At 60.1% G+C, this 17057-nt stretch carries 17 protein-coding genes; 3 read left to right on the forward strand and 14 right to left on the reverse strand.

The features are described from left to right. The first annotated feature begins 11 nt into the window (after positions 1-11). A complete protein-coding gene (locus P353_RS20945; RefSeq protein ID WP_034374220.1) occupies positions 12-512 on the forward strand; it encodes a CinA family protein in 501 nt (166 codons plus the stop codon). Here P353_RS20945 and P353_RS20950 read toward each other — a convergent pair. The 14 genes from P353_RS20950 to P353_RS21015 form a co-directional block, all read right to left on the reverse strand. Beyond that, positions 506-2071 (reverse strand): pilus assembly protein TadG-related protein, encoded by a 1566-nt coding sequence (locus tag P353_RS20950; protein WP_034373891.1) that lies wholly within the window; start codon positions 2069-2071, stop codon positions 506-508. The genes P353_RS20945 and P353_RS20950 overlap by 7 nt on opposite strands. A gap of 21 nt (positions 2072-2092) precedes the next feature. Beyond that, positions 2093-2518 carry a DUF3613 domain-containing protein gene (locus P353_RS20955; protein WP_034373894.1) on the reverse strand — a complete coding sequence of 142 codons (426 nt, stop codon included), beginning with the start codon at positions 2516-2518 and terminating at the stop codon, positions 2093-2095. Positions 2519-2535: 17 nt separating this feature from the next. After that, positions 2536-4212 carry a tetratricopeptide repeat protein gene (locus P353_RS20960; protein WP_034373897.1) on the reverse strand — a complete coding sequence of 559 codons (1677 nt, stop codon included), beginning with the start codon at positions 4210-4212 and terminating at the stop codon, positions 2536-2538. After that, complete coding sequence (locus P353_RS20965) at positions 4209-5162, reverse strand: type II secretion system F family protein (RefSeq protein WP_034373901.1); 954 nt, start codon at positions 5160-5162, stop codon at positions 4209-4211. The genes P353_RS20960 and P353_RS20965 overlap by 4 nt, the downstream gene beginning before the upstream one ends. After that, positions 5162-6106: a type II secretion system F family protein gene (locus P353_RS20970; RefSeq protein ID WP_232776738.1), complete on the reverse strand. Its 945-nt coding sequence runs from the start codon at positions 6104-6106 to the stop codon at positions 5162-5164. The genes P353_RS20965 and P353_RS20970 overlap by 1 nt, the downstream gene beginning before the upstream one ends. Before the next feature lie 16 nt (positions 6107-6122). Further along, the gene (locus P353_RS20975; RefSeq protein ID WP_034373907.1) at positions 6123-7457 is read right to left on the reverse strand and encodes a CpaF family protein; all 1335 of its coding nucleotides are present in this window, start codon (positions 7455-7457) and stop codon (positions 6123-6125) included. After that, positions 7454-8794: an AAA family ATPase gene (locus P353_RS20980; RefSeq protein WP_232776740.1), complete on the reverse strand. Its 1341-nt coding sequence runs from the start codon at positions 8792-8794 to the stop codon at positions 7454-7456. Before P353_RS20980 ends, P353_RS20975 begins: the two co-directional genes overlap by 4 nt. 28 nt (positions 8795-8822) lie before the next feature. Beyond that, positions 8823-10187 carry a type II and III secretion system protein family protein gene (locus P353_RS20985; protein ID WP_034373910.1) on the reverse strand — a complete coding sequence of 455 codons (1365 nt, stop codon included), beginning with the start codon at positions 10185-10187 and terminating at the stop codon, positions 8823-8825. Positions 10188-10190: 3 nt separating this feature from the next. After that, complete coding sequence (cpaB, locus tag P353_RS20990; protein WP_034373912.1) at positions 10191-11180, reverse strand: Flp pilus assembly protein CpaB; 990 nt, start codon at positions 11178-11180, stop codon at positions 10191-10193. 48 nt (positions 11181-11228) lie between these two features. Beyond that, positions 11229-11735 carry a TadE/TadG family type IV pilus assembly protein gene (locus P353_RS20995; protein ID WP_034373915.1) on the reverse strand — a complete coding sequence of 169 codons (507 nt, stop codon included), beginning with the start codon at positions 11733-11735 and terminating at the stop codon, positions 11229-11231. Between the two features lie 21 nt (positions 11736-11756). Next, a complete protein-coding gene (locus tag P353_RS27660) occupies positions 11757-12230 on the reverse strand; it encodes an A24 family peptidase (RefSeq protein ID WP_052084955.1) in 474 nt (157 codons plus the stop codon). Positions 12231-12234: 4 nt separating this feature from the next. Further along, entirely contained in the window at positions 12235-12414 is a 180-nt protein-coding gene (locus tag P353_RS21005) for a Flp family type IVb pilin (protein WP_034373917.1), read from the reverse strand. Between the two features lie 417 nt (positions 12415-12831). Then, positions 12832-13146, reverse strand: coding sequence for a helix-turn-helix domain-containing protein (locus P353_RS21010; RefSeq protein ID WP_034373920.1), 315 nt, complete (start codon positions 13144-13146; stop codon positions 12832-12834). A 210-nt stretch (positions 13147-13356) separates the two neighbouring features. After that, positions 13357-14205, reverse strand: a complete 849-nt coding sequence (locus tag P353_RS21015) for a YecA family protein (protein WP_034373924.1) — start codon at positions 14203-14205, stop codon at positions 13357-13359. Positions 14206-14334: 129 nt separating this feature from the next. Here P353_RS21015 and P353_RS21020 point away from each other — a divergent pair, with 129 nt between their 5' ends. Continuing rightward, positions 14335-16083, forward strand: a complete 1749-nt coding sequence (locus P353_RS21020) for an FMN-binding glutamate synthase family protein (RefSeq protein WP_034373927.1) — start codon at positions 14335-14337, stop codon at positions 16081-16083. 68 nt (positions 16084-16151) lie between these two features. Then, complete coding sequence (locus tag P353_RS21025) at positions 16152-16970, forward strand: RIO1 family regulatory kinase/ATPase (protein ID WP_034373931.1); 819 nt, start codon at positions 16152-16154, stop codon at positions 16968-16970. The last annotated feature ends 87 nt before the right edge of the window (positions 16971-17057 follow it).

Genomic DNA, 17057 nt, shown 5'->3' on the forward strand with positions numbered 1-17057 from the left:
TGGAGGAGACGATGAGCACACAAGCAAGCAGCATCGAAGAACTGGTGCGACAACTGGCCGCCAGACTGACCGAAAAAGGCTGGATGCTGGCCACCGCCGAAAGCTGCACCGGCGGCATGATTGCCGCAGCCTGCACCGATCTGGCTGGCTCCAGCCAGTGGTTCGAGCGTGGCTTCGTGACCTACTCCAACGAAGCCAAGACCGAGATGCTGGGCGTGCCCGCCGAGCTGATCGCCAAGCACGGCGCTGTCAGCGAAGAAGTCGTGCGCGCCATGGCCGAGGGCGCCCTCCGTCACTCACGCGCCCAGGTCAGCATTGCCGTGACGGGGGTTGCCGGCCCGAGCGGAGGCTCTGCAGAAAAGCCTGTGGGGACGGTGTGGGTGGGGTGGAGCACCGCGGATACGTCCCATACTCAGCAACTTGCACTCCATGGCTCTCGCCAGAAAATCCGCGAGATCACCACCTATCTAGCTCTACAAGACTTGGCAAGACGGCTGATGCCCGCTCAGTAAACAAGCTCCACATTGGTGTCGCAATTGAGTTGAGCCCCGATATCTGTTTGCGCAAGGCTCAAACCCAAAAGGCTCAACAGCAAGTTCAGTATCAAGTCGAGCGCATACGTCAGTGGGGACAGAACTGCCGCCAGCAGCGTACCAAGTGGACCGAGCTGACTTTCCAGCGCAGTGAACAAGGCTCCCACCAAATTGGTTTGCACCATGCTCAACCAGACTGCAGGCTTATCCAGCCTAGGCGGCGGCGGACTATTGAACAGCAACTGTTGGGGCGGCGACAGCAAGGGTAGTGAGATCACGACTGGAATTTTGATCAACGAAAGCAACAGAGTCGCCTCACCCTTCAGCGCAACGGTTCCCACTCCGGTCTGCCCAAGGACAGTCAAAGACTTTCCCGCACTGCTGCACTGATAACCCGTGACACGGGCACCACCCTGGGCCAGCTTCACATCCAGGGAAAGATTCACACCCACCAGCAGCAAGTTCAGGCCCAATCCAACCACGAGGTCTATTTGGGATGTCTTGGCCTGGATGACATCTCTGTCAGGATCTCCAATCGCACTCTGCGCCGGCTCTATGACTTTGAGATTCACACCCGTATGAACCAGTCCCAGATCTAGATTGACGCCGACCTTCGCCGCACTTTTGCTATTGGCAAACTGGGCCAGCAAGGTGACCATGTCCAGTACGTTCAGGTCCGTACGCAATGCCTCTGCTCCCAGGCCCGTTCCCAGTTTCAAAACATCTGCCAATGCCAATTGGATCTGCCCGACTCCGGCGGCCAATACTTTCAAGGCCGTTATCGCCGCGGCATTTCCTTGCTGGGGTAAGACATCGGCCATGGCCAACATGAAGTTGCCAAGAGACACCTTCGCGTTGACGACTTCATCGTAACTACCCACATTCAGCGAGCCACGAATTTTCAAGGCGTCCAGAAATTTGAGCAGATTGATATCGGCCCCCGCGATGCCCTTCCAACCAACGGCACCCAGCTTGATGCTGCCTCCCAGCATTCCTCCAATCACGGCGTCCAGCAAGTCCGACTTTGTCGTATCCAGCTCTAGCAAGGTAGACCGTACGGAAAGTCGCGCGAGACGGGGAGCGCGAAAAGCCGTGGCAGACGCCGTTACTCGTCGCCCCCCCGCATCCAAGTCCGCCCCGAAAAGAAACAAGTAGGGGACCACTCTGGCCACTTGCACCTTGCAGGCATTCAACGGCCCCTGTCCTGCTACGAAATACTGCTCTGACGTCAATCCGGTTCTGACTTCCCAACGCCCCTCCGCAGTGCTCACCAATTCCGATGGAATGCCACCGTTTCTTGGAATGCTATCTGCCGCCACCGACTGACACGCTCCGCTGCGAGGTGTGCCACTGGCCCCCGCCAGCGCCGCCAGATCCGCCATCTTCTGCAGCTCGCGCTTCTGCCAGAACACATTGCCGATATCGATGGTCGCCAGGCAGATCACGGCAATCATCAGCCATAGCGCCCCCAGCGTCGCCACGGAGCCCGATTGGCGACGCATGGGAGTAGGGCCCAGGCCTTTGGCAAAAGACTGCATGCAGAGCGCCTCTGAGGCCGCCTAACGGCCGCCGCTGGTTGTACTACCCACCTGTGTTTCAGAGCTCTCCGGAATCTTGTAGGTAAAACTCTCGAGATAGCGCTGATAGGTACGCTGTGCCACATCGCTTGTCACGGGATAGGCATTGCGCGATGCATACTGGCCGCTGGCCTGCAGCGCCAGCAGATAGCTGGTGGCGTCGCCCACCCGATTGCTTGCCGGTGGCGTCAGGGAGGCATTGCCGGGAGCCGGAGTCTGCGTCACTGCTGCCTGAGCTGTTGCTGCGGGCATCACTGCCGCACTTCGGGGCGCACTCATATTGGTCACTCCCGTACCGGAGCCGGTACTGCTGCCGGCCTGCGCCATGGCGACCGAGGCCGCTCCCAGTGCCATCAACGCCAGGGTGAATGCGCGGGCCCGTTGGGTGAATGCTGTCTGCGTATTCATGGGGACTCCTTGAAGGTTCAGGGCCAGGCACGCTCGGGTGCACTCTTCTTGGCAGAAGCTGCAGGCTTGCTGCCGGCATCTTCATCGGGCGTCTCGAAAAACAAGCCGCCCGCCGCCGCGCGCTGGGGCAGCATGGCTTGTACCGCCTGTCTGCCACCGGATTCACCGCTCTGACGCACTGCGGCAGGATGTGCTGCAGCCATCACCACTGCAGCCTCCGGCATCGATCTTGTCGGGCGCACAGGCTGGCGCGCGATCACGGGCTGCACCGCAGGCTCAGCTTGCGAAGCCGGTGCCGGCTGCGTCTGCTGCAGTTTTGCGGGCATCGCCTCGGTAAGCAGAGGCTGTGCAGGCTTGGGCGTCTCCTGCTTCGCGGACTGAGAAGCCGTCGCCACGGCCGCCTCCAGCGGTGGCGCCACTTTCGCTATCGATGCAGGAGCTTGTTGCGCTTTATCTATGGCTACTTCAGACTGCTTTGACTCTGGAATCCTTTCCAATGGTGCGCTAGCCGCTACATCGACAGGAGCAGCCATTGCCTGCACAGGCACAGGTGGCGCATAGGCATAGGCCCGCGGAGCCGCCGGCACAAACTGGCTCGCCCCCTGACCGGGGTGACGCGGCCTTCCTGCATCAAAGCTACCGCCAGAGACCATCCACTGACCACCGCTGGGCGCCCGCTCCACACTCCGCGCCACCATGGGCTGAGCTTGGGGCAGTGGTAACAGGGTCTGGGGCACATGGGAACGAGACGGCACAGAATCCGATGCCTTGACTGCCACTACCGGAGCCTTTGCGGCTTCAGGCTCCGGTGCGGGCTTTTTTGTGGGGGGTACCTCCTGCACTGCCGCAGGCTCCAGCACTTCGGCAGATTTCCCGGAGCTGGCTACGGCCTCGGGGGCGGTCTTCACTTCCGGACGGGAGAGGTTGACGACCTTTGCCGTCGCAGCCGCGGCAGGCTTTGCTGCTGCCAGGCTTGCAGCCCTCAACCACTCCCCGGCCTGCTCCTTGACCAGTTGCCGGGTCTGTGCGTCCAGCTTGCGCTGGCGCATGAATTCCTCGGCCTGTGCGCTATGGCCGCTGACCATCATGAACAGGCTCAGATTGACGTTGGCCTGTGCATCTTCGGGGTTGAGCTGCGCCGCCTGCATCAGCGGAATGCGCGCCGCGTTCAGATCATGCGCACGCAGATAGGCATAGCCCAGATCGGTCAACAGGCGCGAATCCACAGGGTTGCTCATGCGCGCCTGCTCCATCTGCTGCGCGGCACTGCGAAAGTCGCCCTGCTCTGCGGCCACACGGCCCAGGCCATAGCGTGCGGCACCATCCTTGGCGCTGCCCAGCAGGCCCTGGTAGATGGGGATGGCCGCACTGAGCTGCCCCACCTGACGCAATGCATCTGCACGCAGCAGCCGCGAATCGCTGGAAGCGCCCCATTGCTTGTCCAGTGCGTCCAGGTGCGCGATGGAGGCATACCAGAGCGACTTGGACTGCATCTGCTTGACCAGAGAGAGGTAGGTGTCCTGCGTGTCGACCACCGCCTCCTTTTCGAGCGGCATATCCGCTGCGGCCTTGGCCGCCGGCGACAGCACGGGCTGGTTCTGCCCCAGCAGATTGCCCATGCTGGAGCAGCCCGACAGCATGGCCATCGCAGCAACCGCCAGAGGCAACATCATGTATTGCTTGTTGTTTCTCATATCGTCATCCCTCCCAATGCCCGGATCACGGCCAGGAATCCCGGTCCGGCTGTAATGATGATCAGGGCCGGCAGCAGCGTCACGACCATGACACCTGTCATCTTGACCGAGATCTTTCCTATCATCTCCTTCATCTTGGCCTTGCGCTGCTCACGCAGCCGCTCGCCAAAAATGCGCAGCGGCTCCTGGACTGCTCCGCCGTATTTGTCGATCTGAATCATCAGCGATGTCAGATTGGCCAGGTTCTCGTTCTGGTAGATCTCGCTCATACGCCCAAAGGAACGCTCACGTGTGCTGCCCCGGCTGTATTGCTGGCTGGCCAGCTGTATTTCCTTCGAGAGCACGGGCATGACATTGCCGAAGTCAGAGCCGATCACCTGCAGGGTCTGATCCAGACTCATGCCCGTGCCTTGCAGCAAGCCCAGCAGATCGACGAGCAAGGGCAGTTCGCGGGCAACGCTGGCCCTGCGGCGGCGTGCCACGCTGCGCAACACCCATTTGGGAAGCAGAAAACCTATGGTGAAGGCGGCAAACAAATAAAGCAGAAATTGCTTGCTGCCCGAAAAAACAAAGAACGCAAGCAGCGCGAACATGATGGAAACCACGCAGCGCGCTATCAGATATTGCAGCTGCGCGCGAGTCGATCCCCAGCCGCATTTGCTCAGCAGAATGCGGTCTTCCTGCGCAACCAATGCCTTGCCAAACGAGGTATTGAGCCAGTGTGCAGGCAGCTCGCCATCGCCATTGAGCGAACGCAGCAGATCTGCAGGTCTGGCAGGTACAGCCACCGCGCCCGCCGCTGCTGCGCCGCTGCGACTCAGTGCATCCTGGACCACCCGGCTGCTGCGCTCTCGGCGCTGATGCGCATAGGCAATCACAGCAGCACCGATCAATGCAGCCACAGCAAGCAGCGCAATGCTCAGCATCAGCAAAACACGGGATGTCTCCATCAGTCGGCCCCCTCGTCGAGCTTGGCCATGCGGTAGAGCAGCAGCACGCCAAAGACCTGCAACGCTGCCGCAACCCAGATGATGTTGCGACCACTGGCGTCATTCCACATGTTCAGAAAATAGCCAGCGTTGACTGCAATGATCAGACAGCACACCGCTACCGGCAGCAGACTCAACACCCAGGCCGACATGCGTGTTTCAGCCGTCATGGCAGACAAGTCCTGCTCGGCCTGCTCGCGGTCGCGCATAAAGTGGGCCACGCGCTCCAGCAGCAGATCGACTCGGCCGCCATAGCGCACACTGATGCGCAAGATGGCTGCCAGCAAATGCAGCTCGTCCAGCCTGGTCTGCCTGGCCACATGAGCCACCGCATTCTCCAGTTCCATGCCTGCGCGGGCCAGACTGGCGGCTTTTTCCATGACCGACTGCAAAGGGTCTTTGGTGGTTGCCGCTGCCATCTGGAAGGCCGCCTGAACGGAATTGCCAATCGTCACCAAGCGCACCGTGTTGTCAAGAAAGCCGGGCAACTGCTGCGTGAGCCTGGCGCGGTACTTAAGCGCACGCGCATAGAGCAGAAAGAAGAAGCCAATCCCGAGCACCACCAGCACTGCACCACCAGCGAGCCAGCCAGCGCCAAAGGCTATGGCCAGAAACGTCGCGACAATCAAGGCCAGACCACCATAGAAAAGCCGGGCGCTGGCCGTACCCAGCAAAATAGCGGGAACCGGCCAGCCTGCCTTCTTCTCCTTGCCCAGCACCGCATCTGCCACAGAACTATCAAAAGCTGATGCCGCTGCATCCTTGGCGGTAAATCCGGCCGCCGCCGCCGCGCTTTTTTCCAGACTCTGCTCCAGATGCCTGGTCATACGGTGCGTCTTCTGCTGCCGGCTGACAAGCATCCACAGCGCCATGGCCGCTGCAGCGATCAGCAGCGCCAGGCTCATGAGTAAGAATGCATTGCTAGCCATGACGCAGCCCCGCAAGGTTGCCGCCATTATTTCCCGCATGCTGCAGCACCGCGCGATAGCGCGCCAGCTTGGGCGTATGCGGCACCATGCCCAGCGTGGTCCAGCGCTCCAGGTCCTCACCGTCGGGTTGCGGCAGCAGCTCGTGACGATAGAGCTCCTGGGTGGCAATCACGCTGTCGATGATGCCCGTGACTTCGGTAATCGAGGTGATGCGCCGCTTGCCATTGGGCAGGCGGCTGATCTGCACGATGAAATCAAGCGCATTGGCAATCTGGCGGCGCAGGCTGACCTCGCTGCCCTGAAAGCCCGCAAAGCCCGCGAGCATCTCCATGCGGTGCAGGCACTCACGTGGAGAGCTGGCGTGGATGGTGGCCATGGAGCCGTCGTGACCGGTGTTCATGGCCTGCAGCATCTCGAGCACTTCCGCGCCGCGCACCTCGCCCACCACGATGCGATCGGGCCGCATGCGCAGGCTGTTGCGCAGCAGGTCCCGAATGGAGACCACTCCCGCCCCCTCAAAGCCACCGGGGCGGCTTTCCATGCGCACCACATGCGGGTGAGGCAGCGTCAGCTCGGCCGTATCTTCAATCGTCACCACCCGCTCATTGCCGGGGATGAAGCCTGCAATCGCATTGAGCATGGAGGTCTTGCCGCAGCTGGTGCCGCCGCTGATGAGAATATTGCAGCGCTCACGCACCGCCAGCTCCAGCAGGCGGGCCATACCTTCGTCCATGGTGCCGAAATCGACCAGATCCTGAACCCGCAGCGGATCATTGCGAAACTTGCGTATCGACACCGCCGGCCCGTCCAGCGACAGCGGCTCTATCACTACATTGATACGCCCGCCGTCCGGCAAGCGCGCATCGACCATGGGCGTGGATTCATCAAGGCGGCGGCCCAGCGGGGAGATGATGCGGCGCACGATGCGTAGCACATGAGCGTTGTCGGTGAAGTGCAGCGCCTCCTGCTGCAAAATGCCCTTGCGCGAGACAAAGACGCGCTGATAGCCGTTGATCAGAATGTCCTCAACCTCCGGGTCGGCCATCAGATCGTCAAGCGGCCCCAGCCCCGACAGCTCCTTGTTCAAGGCCTGCGCAATCCATTGCACCTCCTCGTCGTTGACGGGAAAGCGCTGCTGGCGCACAAACTGCTCGAGCTCCTGATGTACAAACTGGCGCACACGGCTGGCCGACCATTTCGCAAACACCGCTCCGAGCTCCTCCACACGCGTCAGCAAATGCTCGTGTGCGACGTTCTTGATCAGCAACAGCTGCTTGGAGTCCGAAAAATGACTGCTTTTTTCGGCGAAAACAATGTCCATGCTCATTCGCCTCTCCTCAATCGCTTGGCCCATTGACCCAAAACGCCCGCCACTGGTACCGCCGCAGCCTTGTCAGCCATCATTGCTTCACCCTGCAAGACACGTACCATGCTTCTGATGCAGGTTACATAGGGATCGCCGCGCTGCGCTTGAGACAACAGTTGACCGCAGCTGGCGGCACTGAGCAAAGCCGTGGATCGGTCCGGGATCACGTGCAGCAGCTCCAGGCCAAGGCGCTGCGCGACCTCTTTGACGGGCAGCCCAGCTTGGGCATTGAAGCGGTTGAGAACCAGCTTGAGGGTGCTGCGTTCCACACCCTTGGCATCGAGTTCCTTGAGCATCTGCGCCGTAGACACAATGCCGCCCAGCGACTGGTCACAAACCACCCATCCCTGACCGCTTTCGCGCAGCAAAGGCGCCAGAAAATCCGCCTGCACCATGCCGCCCATATCGATCACCTGGACGCCGAGCAAGCTCTTGAGCGTGCTGACTACCCCTGCTGCTGCAGCAGGGCTGACATCGCGCAGCAAGCCCAGGTCGGATGGCCAGGCCAAAGTCACAGCGCCAGTAGGGTGCTTGGCAAACGCCGAGTTGATCAACGTCGCATCCAGACGGCGCATGTTCTGAACCGCATCCACAAAGCTGAAGTCACCGGCGATGCCCAGATACAGCAAACCATCGCGCGCTGGCAAACCCAGATCCAGCAAAGCTGCATTCGCAGCCTCCTCCTGCGGTAACTGGCTAGCGCCGAAGGGCCGAACTGGCTGCTTTTTGTTTTTGACACTGCCCACGCCCTGGCCATGCATTTCCTGAAACATCACGGCCAGATGCACCGCCAGCGTGGTTACTCCCATACCGACACGGGCCCCCAACAAAGGCAGGGCAAAACCTTTGGTCTCTGGCGCAAGTGCCACTGCGGCAGGCTGCAGATTGCGTGCATGCACCTGATGCCTGATGGCCGCATTGGCCTCGGCTTCGGTCGCATCCCAGTCAATGAATTCAGCCACGCCACAGCGCAGGGCCGCACGCATTGAAGTGGGCTCGGCTGCAGAGCCGGATCCCATGATCACCACACCGGGGAATGCGGCACGCAGATCGCTGACCAGGGCGATGGCAGCCTCCGTCATGGGAGCCGAGAAATCCACCACCGCCACGCCAAGCCCTGGCGCCGAAATCGCAGCGTGAAGCGTTGCCAGGTCGCCTGCCACCGGTATCACTTCCGCATCGCTGCCCAAAGCACCTGCCAGCCAGAAAGCGTGTGACGAAGACTGCGTCACCAGCACCACGCGTGGATTGCCACGCACAGCCCCTGGCTGCGCGGTATTGAGCTGGGATGAATCCATGCGCATATTCATGTCTCGACTCTGGCAGTCAGCGTGAGAAGCCCGGCGCCACGCTGGACGACAGGCCACCCGCCACCCATGGACCCCATACCGCAGGGTCACGCTGCTCGGTGCGCCCGGGCAGCAGCGGCTCCACATTCACATCGCGAGCCAGCGGTTTGACAAGGCGTGGCGTCACCACAATCGCCAGCTCGCTCTCCTTTTGCTGAAACTCCTGACGCTTGAACAGCACACCGAGAATCGGGATATCGCCCAGCAAAGGAACCTTGTCGGTGCCCGAAGTGGTGTTGCGGCTGACCAGGCCGCCAATCACAAAGCTTTCGCCGTCGCCCAACTCCACCGTGGTATCGGCACGGCGGGTCGTAATCGAGGGCACGGTCGCACTGTTCAGAACAATGGTGTTGGCGTAGTCTAGTTCGCTGGCTTCCGGCGCCACCTTGAGCACGATGCGATCGTTGGACAGCACCGTGGGGGACACCGTCAGGCCTATGCCATACGGCTTGTACTGGATGGCCACCATGCCCGTGCCCGCAGGCACGGGAACCGGCACTTCGCCGCCCGACAGAAAGTTGGCGCTTTGGCCGGACAAGGCCACCAGGGTCGGAGCCGCCAGCACCCGCGCCAGATTATTGCCTTCGAGCATGCCGATATTGACACCTATGCCGGCCTTGTCGAACTGCATCAGCAAGTTGAAGGCCTGAGTCAAGGGATTGGCGGTTGCGCCCGTCGTGGAACTCCCCCCGCTGATGCCATAAGAACCACGTCCAAAAATGCCAAAGCTGAAGCCCGAGCTATTGGGGGACGTGCTGAACAGATTGAGGCCGACCTTCTTCATCTGGGTCTTGTTGAACTCGACCACCTTGACATCGACCTGCACCACATTGCTCTTGAGCTGGACGCTGGAGAGATCGACGGTCTTGGCCTTGTCGGCGGACTGAGCATTCGCCAGCTCGCCGGCAAACTGCTGCTCTATCAGGCTGGAGGCCTTGGCCGTGCGCAGATCCACCCGTTGCTGCACATTGAGCATATAGCTCTGCGCCTGCGCTTCACCGCGTGGCCAGACCATGAACGATGTGTTGCCGGGCTTGAGCGGGCTCAGCAAGATCTTGGCGGCAGCCCCCTTGCCCGCACGCTTGATATGCACAGCGGCGATCGTGTCGTCGCCGATGGCAATGCGCTCCACACCGCCGGGCAGGTCCAGCTCATGCTGCGCCCCCATCACCAGCTTGATTTCTCTGGCTGCTGTCGCTTGCTGCGCTCTGCTTTCGCCTGCATTGGGCACTTGCTGCGCAAGGGCCGGGACAGTGACGGCACCCAAGGATAGGCCGCAAAGCAGATACAGCGGCTTCATTGACGGGGTACGGGGCGAGATCCAAAAAGTCTTGTTATTCATAGCTCAGTACCGCACGGTTTGGGAGTTGGCGCCACGCACGAATTCAACGGGCAGGGAAGGATCTGCAGATGCGGTGCGCGTGCGCGGCACGGCAGGGTTGGCGACACCAGCGGTCATGGGCCTGACTGCAGTCGTGCGCGCTGCCGAAGTGCCTGCGGAGCCGGCCAGGCTGCTCATGGCCACGCCGGCCTGCGCTGCGTCAGCACCTTCCAGCCGAGTTGCAACAGATCCCTTGGTCATGGCGACGGCCAATACCCCAGGCAGCGGAGCAAACTTCTCGCTATCCGGCTCGGTCATATCCGTGGGATTGCGCAGTGCCAGCAGCAGGCTGCCATTGGAGCCGCCCAGCAGCAACTGACTGACCTCGGCCACCGGCACAGCAAGCACAGCCGTGCGCGCACTGTCGGAGCCATTGGCCTGCTTGCCATCGGCTTTGTCCGTCGAGGTCAGCGCCTCCACCGATGCCGCGCCATAGGCCAGCACGCGCTTGCGCGAAAGCAGCAAACGCGCCTGGCTCTGATCGATTTCATTGCCATCGCGGCGCAGCGCAAAGAACACATCAACAAAGTCGCCTGGCTTGATGCGATTACCAGCGCCAATGCTTTCATCGACCTTGACAGCCACCGCACGCTCACCCTCCGACAACTTGAGCGCCAGTCCGGTCACCATTTGCCCTTGCAGCACGGGGGCGCCCTTGGGTATGTCCACCGCTGGTACGGAGCCAACAGCTGCCTGAATGTCGCTATAGGCGCCATCGGGGATGGCCGGCAACTGCGAGATCTGCAGATCCTCGACCTTGAGCGCCTGTCCCGCTGGAATGGCCTGCGCTGCCATCACCACACTCACATTGGCACTGGACTTGACGTCGCTGGATGAGTTTTGAGCCTGAGGGTCTGATGCTTGTGGTGTTTTGGCGAGCATCCACCCATAAATGCCCAGAGCCAATGCCACCGCCAGCAGAACCCCGACCGCGATCTTTGCGACATTCACCATAACCACCCCTCTTATTGCCCTGCATCGTTGACAGAGCTTTTCAATTCATCAATCCAGCAGACTTACTTGAGCTACTGCACCGCCCCTCAATATGTCTGGAGTCGGCAGGCTCAGCACGGGTCCCAACAACTTTGGAATCAACGGTGAAGCTGCATAGTTGTAATTAATGCGAACATTGATGCAGGAGATTCCAGCCCCCACAGCGCCCCCCGTGCAATCGCCTGATGAGACATAGATACCGGCCGCATCACCCGTCGGGCTGTCCATGCACGAGGTTCCCCCCAAGCCGGTACCCATGTTTCTCAACCATTCCAAAGCGCCATTGGTCATCGCACAGGCGGCGCTCTTACGCGCACTGATTAAAGAGGTGTTGGCAGGAACCTGAGCCGGATATCGCACTGCGGCTCTAGCACCTTCTGCTGCAGCCAACGTCAAAGTCTGCTGAGCAGTAAAAATCAATCCATAGGTAACTATGGCATAGAAAATCAAGAAAAAAATAGGGAAGAGGAGTGCAAATTCAATTGCCACAGCACCTTTTTGATTTCTCAAGTACATACCCCCTCCTTTCTGCTTACGCTATTTGATCATCACCAAAACGATGACTGTTGCCAGCGACAGATAAGTCACATAGGGGATAAACCGCTTTCCCCTATCAGTTGAGCCATCCTCCAACTTTATTGCAGGGAAAAATAAATATCTCAGATCACTTCGGGCAATCAAGCCATGAGCCAGTGCAAACGCACAACTCAGAGCCCAGATCAAAAGCAGCAACTCCCAGCCGACCCAGGCTCCCAGAGCCGCAGAAAATTTCACATCTCCCGCCCCCATGAGGCCCATAAAATAAAAGAATAGAAAAAATAAAAATATCGAAACCGAAGAAATCAGACCATTGATCCAACTTACCCCAACTGGTTGATTTTCAGGGTCAAAAACAAAAATGAAAATTGATGTTATCAAACCACAGAAAATCAACCAGTTGGGAACCATCCTATGTCTGAGATCGAAGATCCCAGAGGCAACCAAGAACAATATGAAAAGATATCCCCACATTGCTTTATGCGATGGTGATTCCCTTCAGTTTCGTTCCAATGCGTCCGAAAAAGTCTGACAACTCCTTGCCCAGATTAGTCAGCGCCAACGCCAACCCAACAGCAATCAGGCCAGCGATCAGCGCATACTCAATCGCCGTTGCACCTTCTTCATCACGCCAGAATTTGATGATTTGGTCTTTCATGACTAGCTCCTTCAACAATCAGGTTTGTAGATCGCTGTGGCTGTTTTCGACCACCGCGGAGTCCATCTTACGAAGCAAGAAACATCTTGAAATATTTGAAATAGCTATCAACAAATATGCTGCATAGCTCTCAGCAATTTCACCCCTCGAGTAAGCAAGCACTCCCGGACCAAAAAATCCAATAAAAACAATCACTTCACAAGCCGAAAGAGATCATCTGTAATTTTCCCGACTAATCCCTCACGTGTGGCTTCCGGTTCAATCTACGCAATCTTCATTCATTTCCTACAGGCTATTGGATTTCCTCCTACATTCAATAATCGGGTTAACCCTTGGTTTTGAATGAAAAACAAAAAGGCCTGCAGATAGCAGGCCTTTCTGAAACAAAAGGAATCGCTCAATAAAGTGATTCGGAAATCATTGCAGAGCTTTAATCAGTTTGAGAGCAATGTCCTGCAACGGCGGCTGCAGTTTTCTATAGCAGTCGAGCAAACGCTGCTCATCGCTGGGCAGCGATGCGGTCTCTGAATGCAGACCTGCCATCAATTCCAGCGCCGTGGTCTGCAGGGCGATGGCCAGTCTTGCCAGCGTGTCATTCTTGAGAGTGCGAATGGCTCCCGACTCGATTTGAGAGATGGCGGATGCAGTGACATCCGCCATCTGCGCCAAGCGTCCCTGACTCAAACCCAGCGCCTGTCGCCGGGCGCGTATGCGCTCACCTAAATGCGTCATCTATCCCACTAACTCACACTACACGCCAATGCCTGCGCAAATGTCACGCGGACTTTATTTAGTTTGAGCCCCCCGACAACCGAGGCTCCTTGGTAGAGGGCTCTGCAACACAGCTACCCCTAACTCGGAGGCAGCAAGCAAAGACCGCCTTGCGGCGGTGCTCCTGCCCCTTGGCGGGAAAGCTCAAAGAGCCTCAAGCGGTGGCTCTGGTCAGGCCCCGTGGCACTTCTTGAACTTCTTGCCGCTACCGCAGGGGCAGGGGTCATTGCGGCCGGGCTGCTCGCCCTTGACGATGGTTTCCTGGCGGGGGCCCATGCTCTTCCACAGGCGGTACAGGTCATACACGGCCCAGATGGCTTCGCCAAAGGCGTCCACACGCTCCTGGCTGGTCGAGGCGGGGCCGGCTTCGTCGTACAGATTCAGAGCCGGCTCGTCCGTGTCGTCTTCGGTCAGGTTGACGATGAACTCCATGGCCGCATCCAGCAACTGAGCTGCTTCCTTGTCGCGTGGTGCGGCCCATTCGTCGGCCCAGTTCTCCACCACAAACATGAAGCCCAACGCCCACACTTGCGAGAACGAGGGCACTTCTTCGCCGGCCAACTCGGCCTGCTCGGCTTCGGGCAGGATGGCGATGGCGCCACGCGTGTCCAGTGCTTCGGGCTGGAAGGCGGCGTCGTCGGCCAGGGACTTGATGTCGGCATCGAGCTGCTCGCGCACTTCGGCCAGGCGCAGCTCGAACAGCTCCATGAAACGTGCCTGCTGGGCCTCGTCCTTGAAGACTTCCAGCTTGGGCAGGGGCTGGCCTTCGGCCACTTGCAGGGCTTCGCCATCGCCCAGCAACATGGGCATGTATTCAGCTGCGGCGATGGGGCGGCGCGTGCAGACCAGAGCGGTCAGGAAACCGTCACAGAATTCCCACTGGGGAATTTCGTCGCCGCGGGTGCGCAGCTCATCGAGCAGCGCATCCAGCTCTTCGAGCTGATCGTTGCTCAGTGCGCCCTCGGGAATGTCGGCGAGGGCCGAGTCTTCTGCTGCGGAGTTAGGTGCTTGTTCTTGCATAGGGAAAGGCTTTTATGATGGCCCGGACCGTTTCATCACTATCGAAGTGCAGGGCCGGGAGATGGAGCTGGGGGCAGGATGCTCCCGTACAGGCTGAATTTTAGCGGGCCACCATCAACACACCCTGCCATGGGAGTATCTGCAGTGCATCGCTTCTTCAACAGTCTGCCTCTGCGCTATAGCGCGCTAGCCATCTCGGTGGTCGTACTGGGCATCTCGCTCTACACGCTGACGACAGCAGACAGGGGGCTTGGATGGTTGATTGCGTCGACCCTGCTGGTGCTGCTGGGCATCTGGGATCTGCTGCAAAAGCAGCATGCCATTTTGCGCAACTATCCCGTCATGGGACATTTGCGCTTCATCTTTGAATTCATCCGTCCCGAGATTCGCCAGTACTTCATCGAAGGCGATACCGAGGCCCAGCCTTTCTCGCGCGCCCAGCGCTCGCTGGTCTATCAGCGTGCCAAGGGCCAGGTCGACAACCGGCCGTTCGGCACCCAGCTCGACGTGAGTCAGCAGGGCTATGAGTGGGTCAACCACTCCCTGCAACCCACCAAGCTCAGCTCGCATGACTTCCGCCTGTGGATTGGCGGCACGCAGGAGCAGCCAGCTGAAGGAGTGGATCCCTGCACCCGCCCCTATCACGCCAGCGTCTTCAATATCTCGGCCATGAGCTTTGGCGCGTTGTCGGGCAACGCCATCCAGGCGCTGAACCAGGGCGCGAAGATGGGCGGCTTCATCCACGACACGGGCGAAGGCTCGATCAGCCAGTACCACCGCATGCATGGCGGCGATCTGATCTGGGAGGTGGCTTCGGGCTACTTCGGCTGCCGCAATGCGGACGGCACGTTCAGCGAAGAGAAATTCATCGCCAACGCCACCGACCCGCAGGTCAAGATGATAGAGATCAAGCTCAGCCAAGGCGCCAAACCCGGCCATGGCGGCATGCTGCCCGGAGCCAAGGTCACTCCCGAAATTGCAGCAGCGCGCGGTATACCCATTGGCGTAGACTGCATTTCGCCGTCCAGCCACAGCGCATTCTCCACCCCTGTGGAGCTGATGCAGTTCATCGCCAGGCTGCGCCGTCTTTCAGGCGGCAAGCCCACGGGCTTCAAGTTCTGCGTCGGTCATCCCTGGGAATGGTTTGCCATGGTCAAGGCCATGCTGGAAACCAATATCACGCCCGACTTCATCGTCGTCGATGGCGCCGAAGGCGGCACGGGCGCTGCGCCTGTGGAGTTTGTCGACCATGTGGGCGTGCCGCTGCAGGAGGGCCTGCTGCTGGTGCACAACACGCTGCTGGGAGTGAACCTGCGCCAGCGCATCAAGATCGGCGCGGCCGGCAAGGTCATCACGGCCTTCGACATTGCCCGCATGATGGCCCTGGGTGCCGACTGGTGCAATTCGGGGCGCGGCTTCATGATGGCGCTGGGCTGCATCCAGGCCCAGAGCTGCCACACCGGCACCTGCCCCACGGGCGTCACCACGCAAGACGCCGTGCGCCAGCAGGCGCTGGTCGTGCCCGACAAGGCCACGCGCGTGGCCAACTTCCACAAGAACACCTTGCATGCGCTGCAGGAGCTGGTTCAGGCCGCCGGCCTCAGGCATCCCAACGAGATCACGGCCCACCATATCGTGCGCCGGCTGGACGACACCCAGGTCAGCCTGCTGTCCAACCTGATACTGCGCGTGGAGCCAGGCTGCCTGCTCAAGAACCTGGAGCGCCAGCACAAGGTCTTCCAGAACTACTGGCCGCTGGCCACGGCACAGAGCTTTCAGCCGCTGCACGAGCCCGTATTGCGCCCCTCTGCTGCAGGCAGTGCCGACAACGCGGCACAATCGCAGGCTTTTCCCCAGCGCAACGGCATCTGGACCTGAGAAGCCAGAGCCTCGCGCCCGACAGACCCCACGCCGTGCCATCTCAGGATATTTCCGCCCAAGAGCAGATGCCCCCTGCGCAGAACGCCATCGATTACCAGGCATTTCTGCGCGAGCATCTGGACCAGCCTCACAGCATCATGCGCTATGACCTGGCGCATGAAACCCTTTGGGTCAAGCGCGCCAACAAAGGCAACCCGGCCCTCAACTACTGGCTGCTGAGCACGCTGGCCAAGCTGTTCAGGGCCGCCGTGCTGCAGCCCGTGCCCAACCCCGGAGGGACCGAGTCCCTGCAAACCGAAGTGCGCCGCCTGCGCAGCTTCATGGCCAAGGGCCTGCGCGTGCCGCAGGTGCTGGCCACGCACGAGCAGGCCTTTGTGATGCGCCATCTGGGCCGCCCGGGAGAAGAGGCTCCATCGCTGAGCAATGCCATCGAAGAAGCGATTGCCCGGGGCGCGCAGCCCACGCTGGAGCTCTGGCAAAAAGGCCTGGAGGCCATACAGCAGGCACATGCCTGCGGCGAGGTGCTGAGCCAGGCCGTGGCGCGCAATATGGTGGTCTGCGCCGACGGGGTCATAGGCTTCATCGACTTTGAAGACGACCCTGCTGCCCATTTGCCGCAAGCCGTCTGCATGGCGCGCGATGCCCTCAACTATGCCCAATCCACGGCGCTGTTTCTGCAGCAGGCAGGTGCGCTGGGACAGGCCCGACAAGCCTGGCAGCAGTTTGTACAGCAGCTTCCCGCTGAGGCCCGGCAGGTACTGGAGCGCACCGTCAACAAACTGAGCTGGGTGCGCTTTCTACCCCGCAGCAAGAGCCTGGGGCGTGACACCCTGCGCGTGCTGGCGGCCCATGACCTGCTGGCGGCGACCCCGCTCTCCGCCTGAATGCCATAAAAGCAATAGCTACCAGCGCTTTCCCTGACTGTGCTTCAAGCCTGAAGCCCATGAAAAAAGCCCCGACCTGATGGTCGG

This window comes from Comamonas testosteroni, assembly GCF_000761245.1.
In the GTDB taxonomy this organism is placed as follows: Bacteria; Pseudomonadota; Gammaproteobacteria; order Burkholderiales; family Burkholderiaceae_C; genus Comamonas; species Comamonas testosteroni_C.

Coding starts and splice junctions, on each gene's coding strand:
- P353_RS20945 (WP_034374220.1), top strand. CDS start 12: ATGAGCACACAAGCAAGCAGCATCGAAGAACTGGTGCGACAACTGGCC.
- P353_RS20950 (WP_034373891.1), bottom strand. CDS start 2,071: ATGCAGTCTTTTGCCAAAGGCCTGGGCCCTACTCCCATGCGTCGCCAA.
- P353_RS20955 (WP_034373894.1), bottom strand. CDS start 2,518: ATGAATACGCAGACAGCATTCACCCAACGGGCCCGCGCATTCACCCTG.
- P353_RS20960 (WP_034373897.1), bottom strand. CDS start 4,212: ATGAGAAACAACAAGCAATACATGATGTTGCCTCTGGCGGTTGCTGCG.
- P353_RS20965 (WP_034373901.1), bottom strand. CDS start 5,162: ATGGAGACATCCCGTGTTTTGCTGATGCTGAGCATTGCGCTGCTTGCT.
- P353_RS20970 (WP_232776738.1), bottom strand. CDS start 6,106: ATGAGCCTGGCGCTGCTGATCGCTGCAGCGGCCATGGCGCTGTGGATG.
- P353_RS20975 (WP_034373907.1), bottom strand. CDS start 7,457: ATGAGCATGGACATTGTTTTCGCCGAAAAAAGCAGTCATTTTTCGGAC.
- P353_RS20980 (WP_232776740.1), bottom strand. CDS start 8,794: ATGGATTCATCCCAGCTCAATACCGCGCAGCCAGGGGCTGTGCGTGGC.
- P353_RS20985 (WP_034373910.1), bottom strand. CDS start 10,187: ATGAATAACAAGACTTTTTGGATCTCGCCCCGTACCCCGTCAATGAAG.
- cpaB (WP_034373912.1), bottom strand. CDS start 11,180: ATGGTGAATGTCGCAAAGATCGCGGTCGGGGTTCTGCTGGCGGTGGCA.
- P353_RS20995 (WP_034373915.1), bottom strand. CDS start 11,735: ATGTACTTGAGAAATCAAAAAGGTGCTGTGGCAATTGAATTTGCACTC.
- P353_RS27660 (WP_052084955.1), bottom strand. CDS start 12,230: ATGTGGGGATATCTTTTCATATTGTTCTTGGTTGCCTCTGGGATCTTC.
- P353_RS21005 (WP_034373917.1), bottom strand. CDS start 12,414: ATGAAAGACCAAATCATCAAATTCTGGCGTGATGAAGAAGGTGCAACG.
- P353_RS21010 (WP_034373920.1), bottom strand. CDS start 13,146: ATGACGCATTTAGGTGAGCGCATACGCGCCCGGCGACAGGCGCTGGGT.
- P353_RS21015 (WP_034373924.1), bottom strand. CDS start 14,205: ATGCAAGAACAAGCACCTAACTCCGCAGCAGAAGACTCGGCCCTCGCC.
- P353_RS21020 (WP_034373927.1), top strand. CDS start 14,335: ATGGGAGTATCTGCAGTGCATCGCTTCTTCAACAGTCTGCCTCTGCGC.
- P353_RS21025 (WP_034373931.1), top strand. CDS start 16,152: ATGCCCCCTGCGCAGAACGCCATCGATTACCAGGCATTTCTGCGCGAG.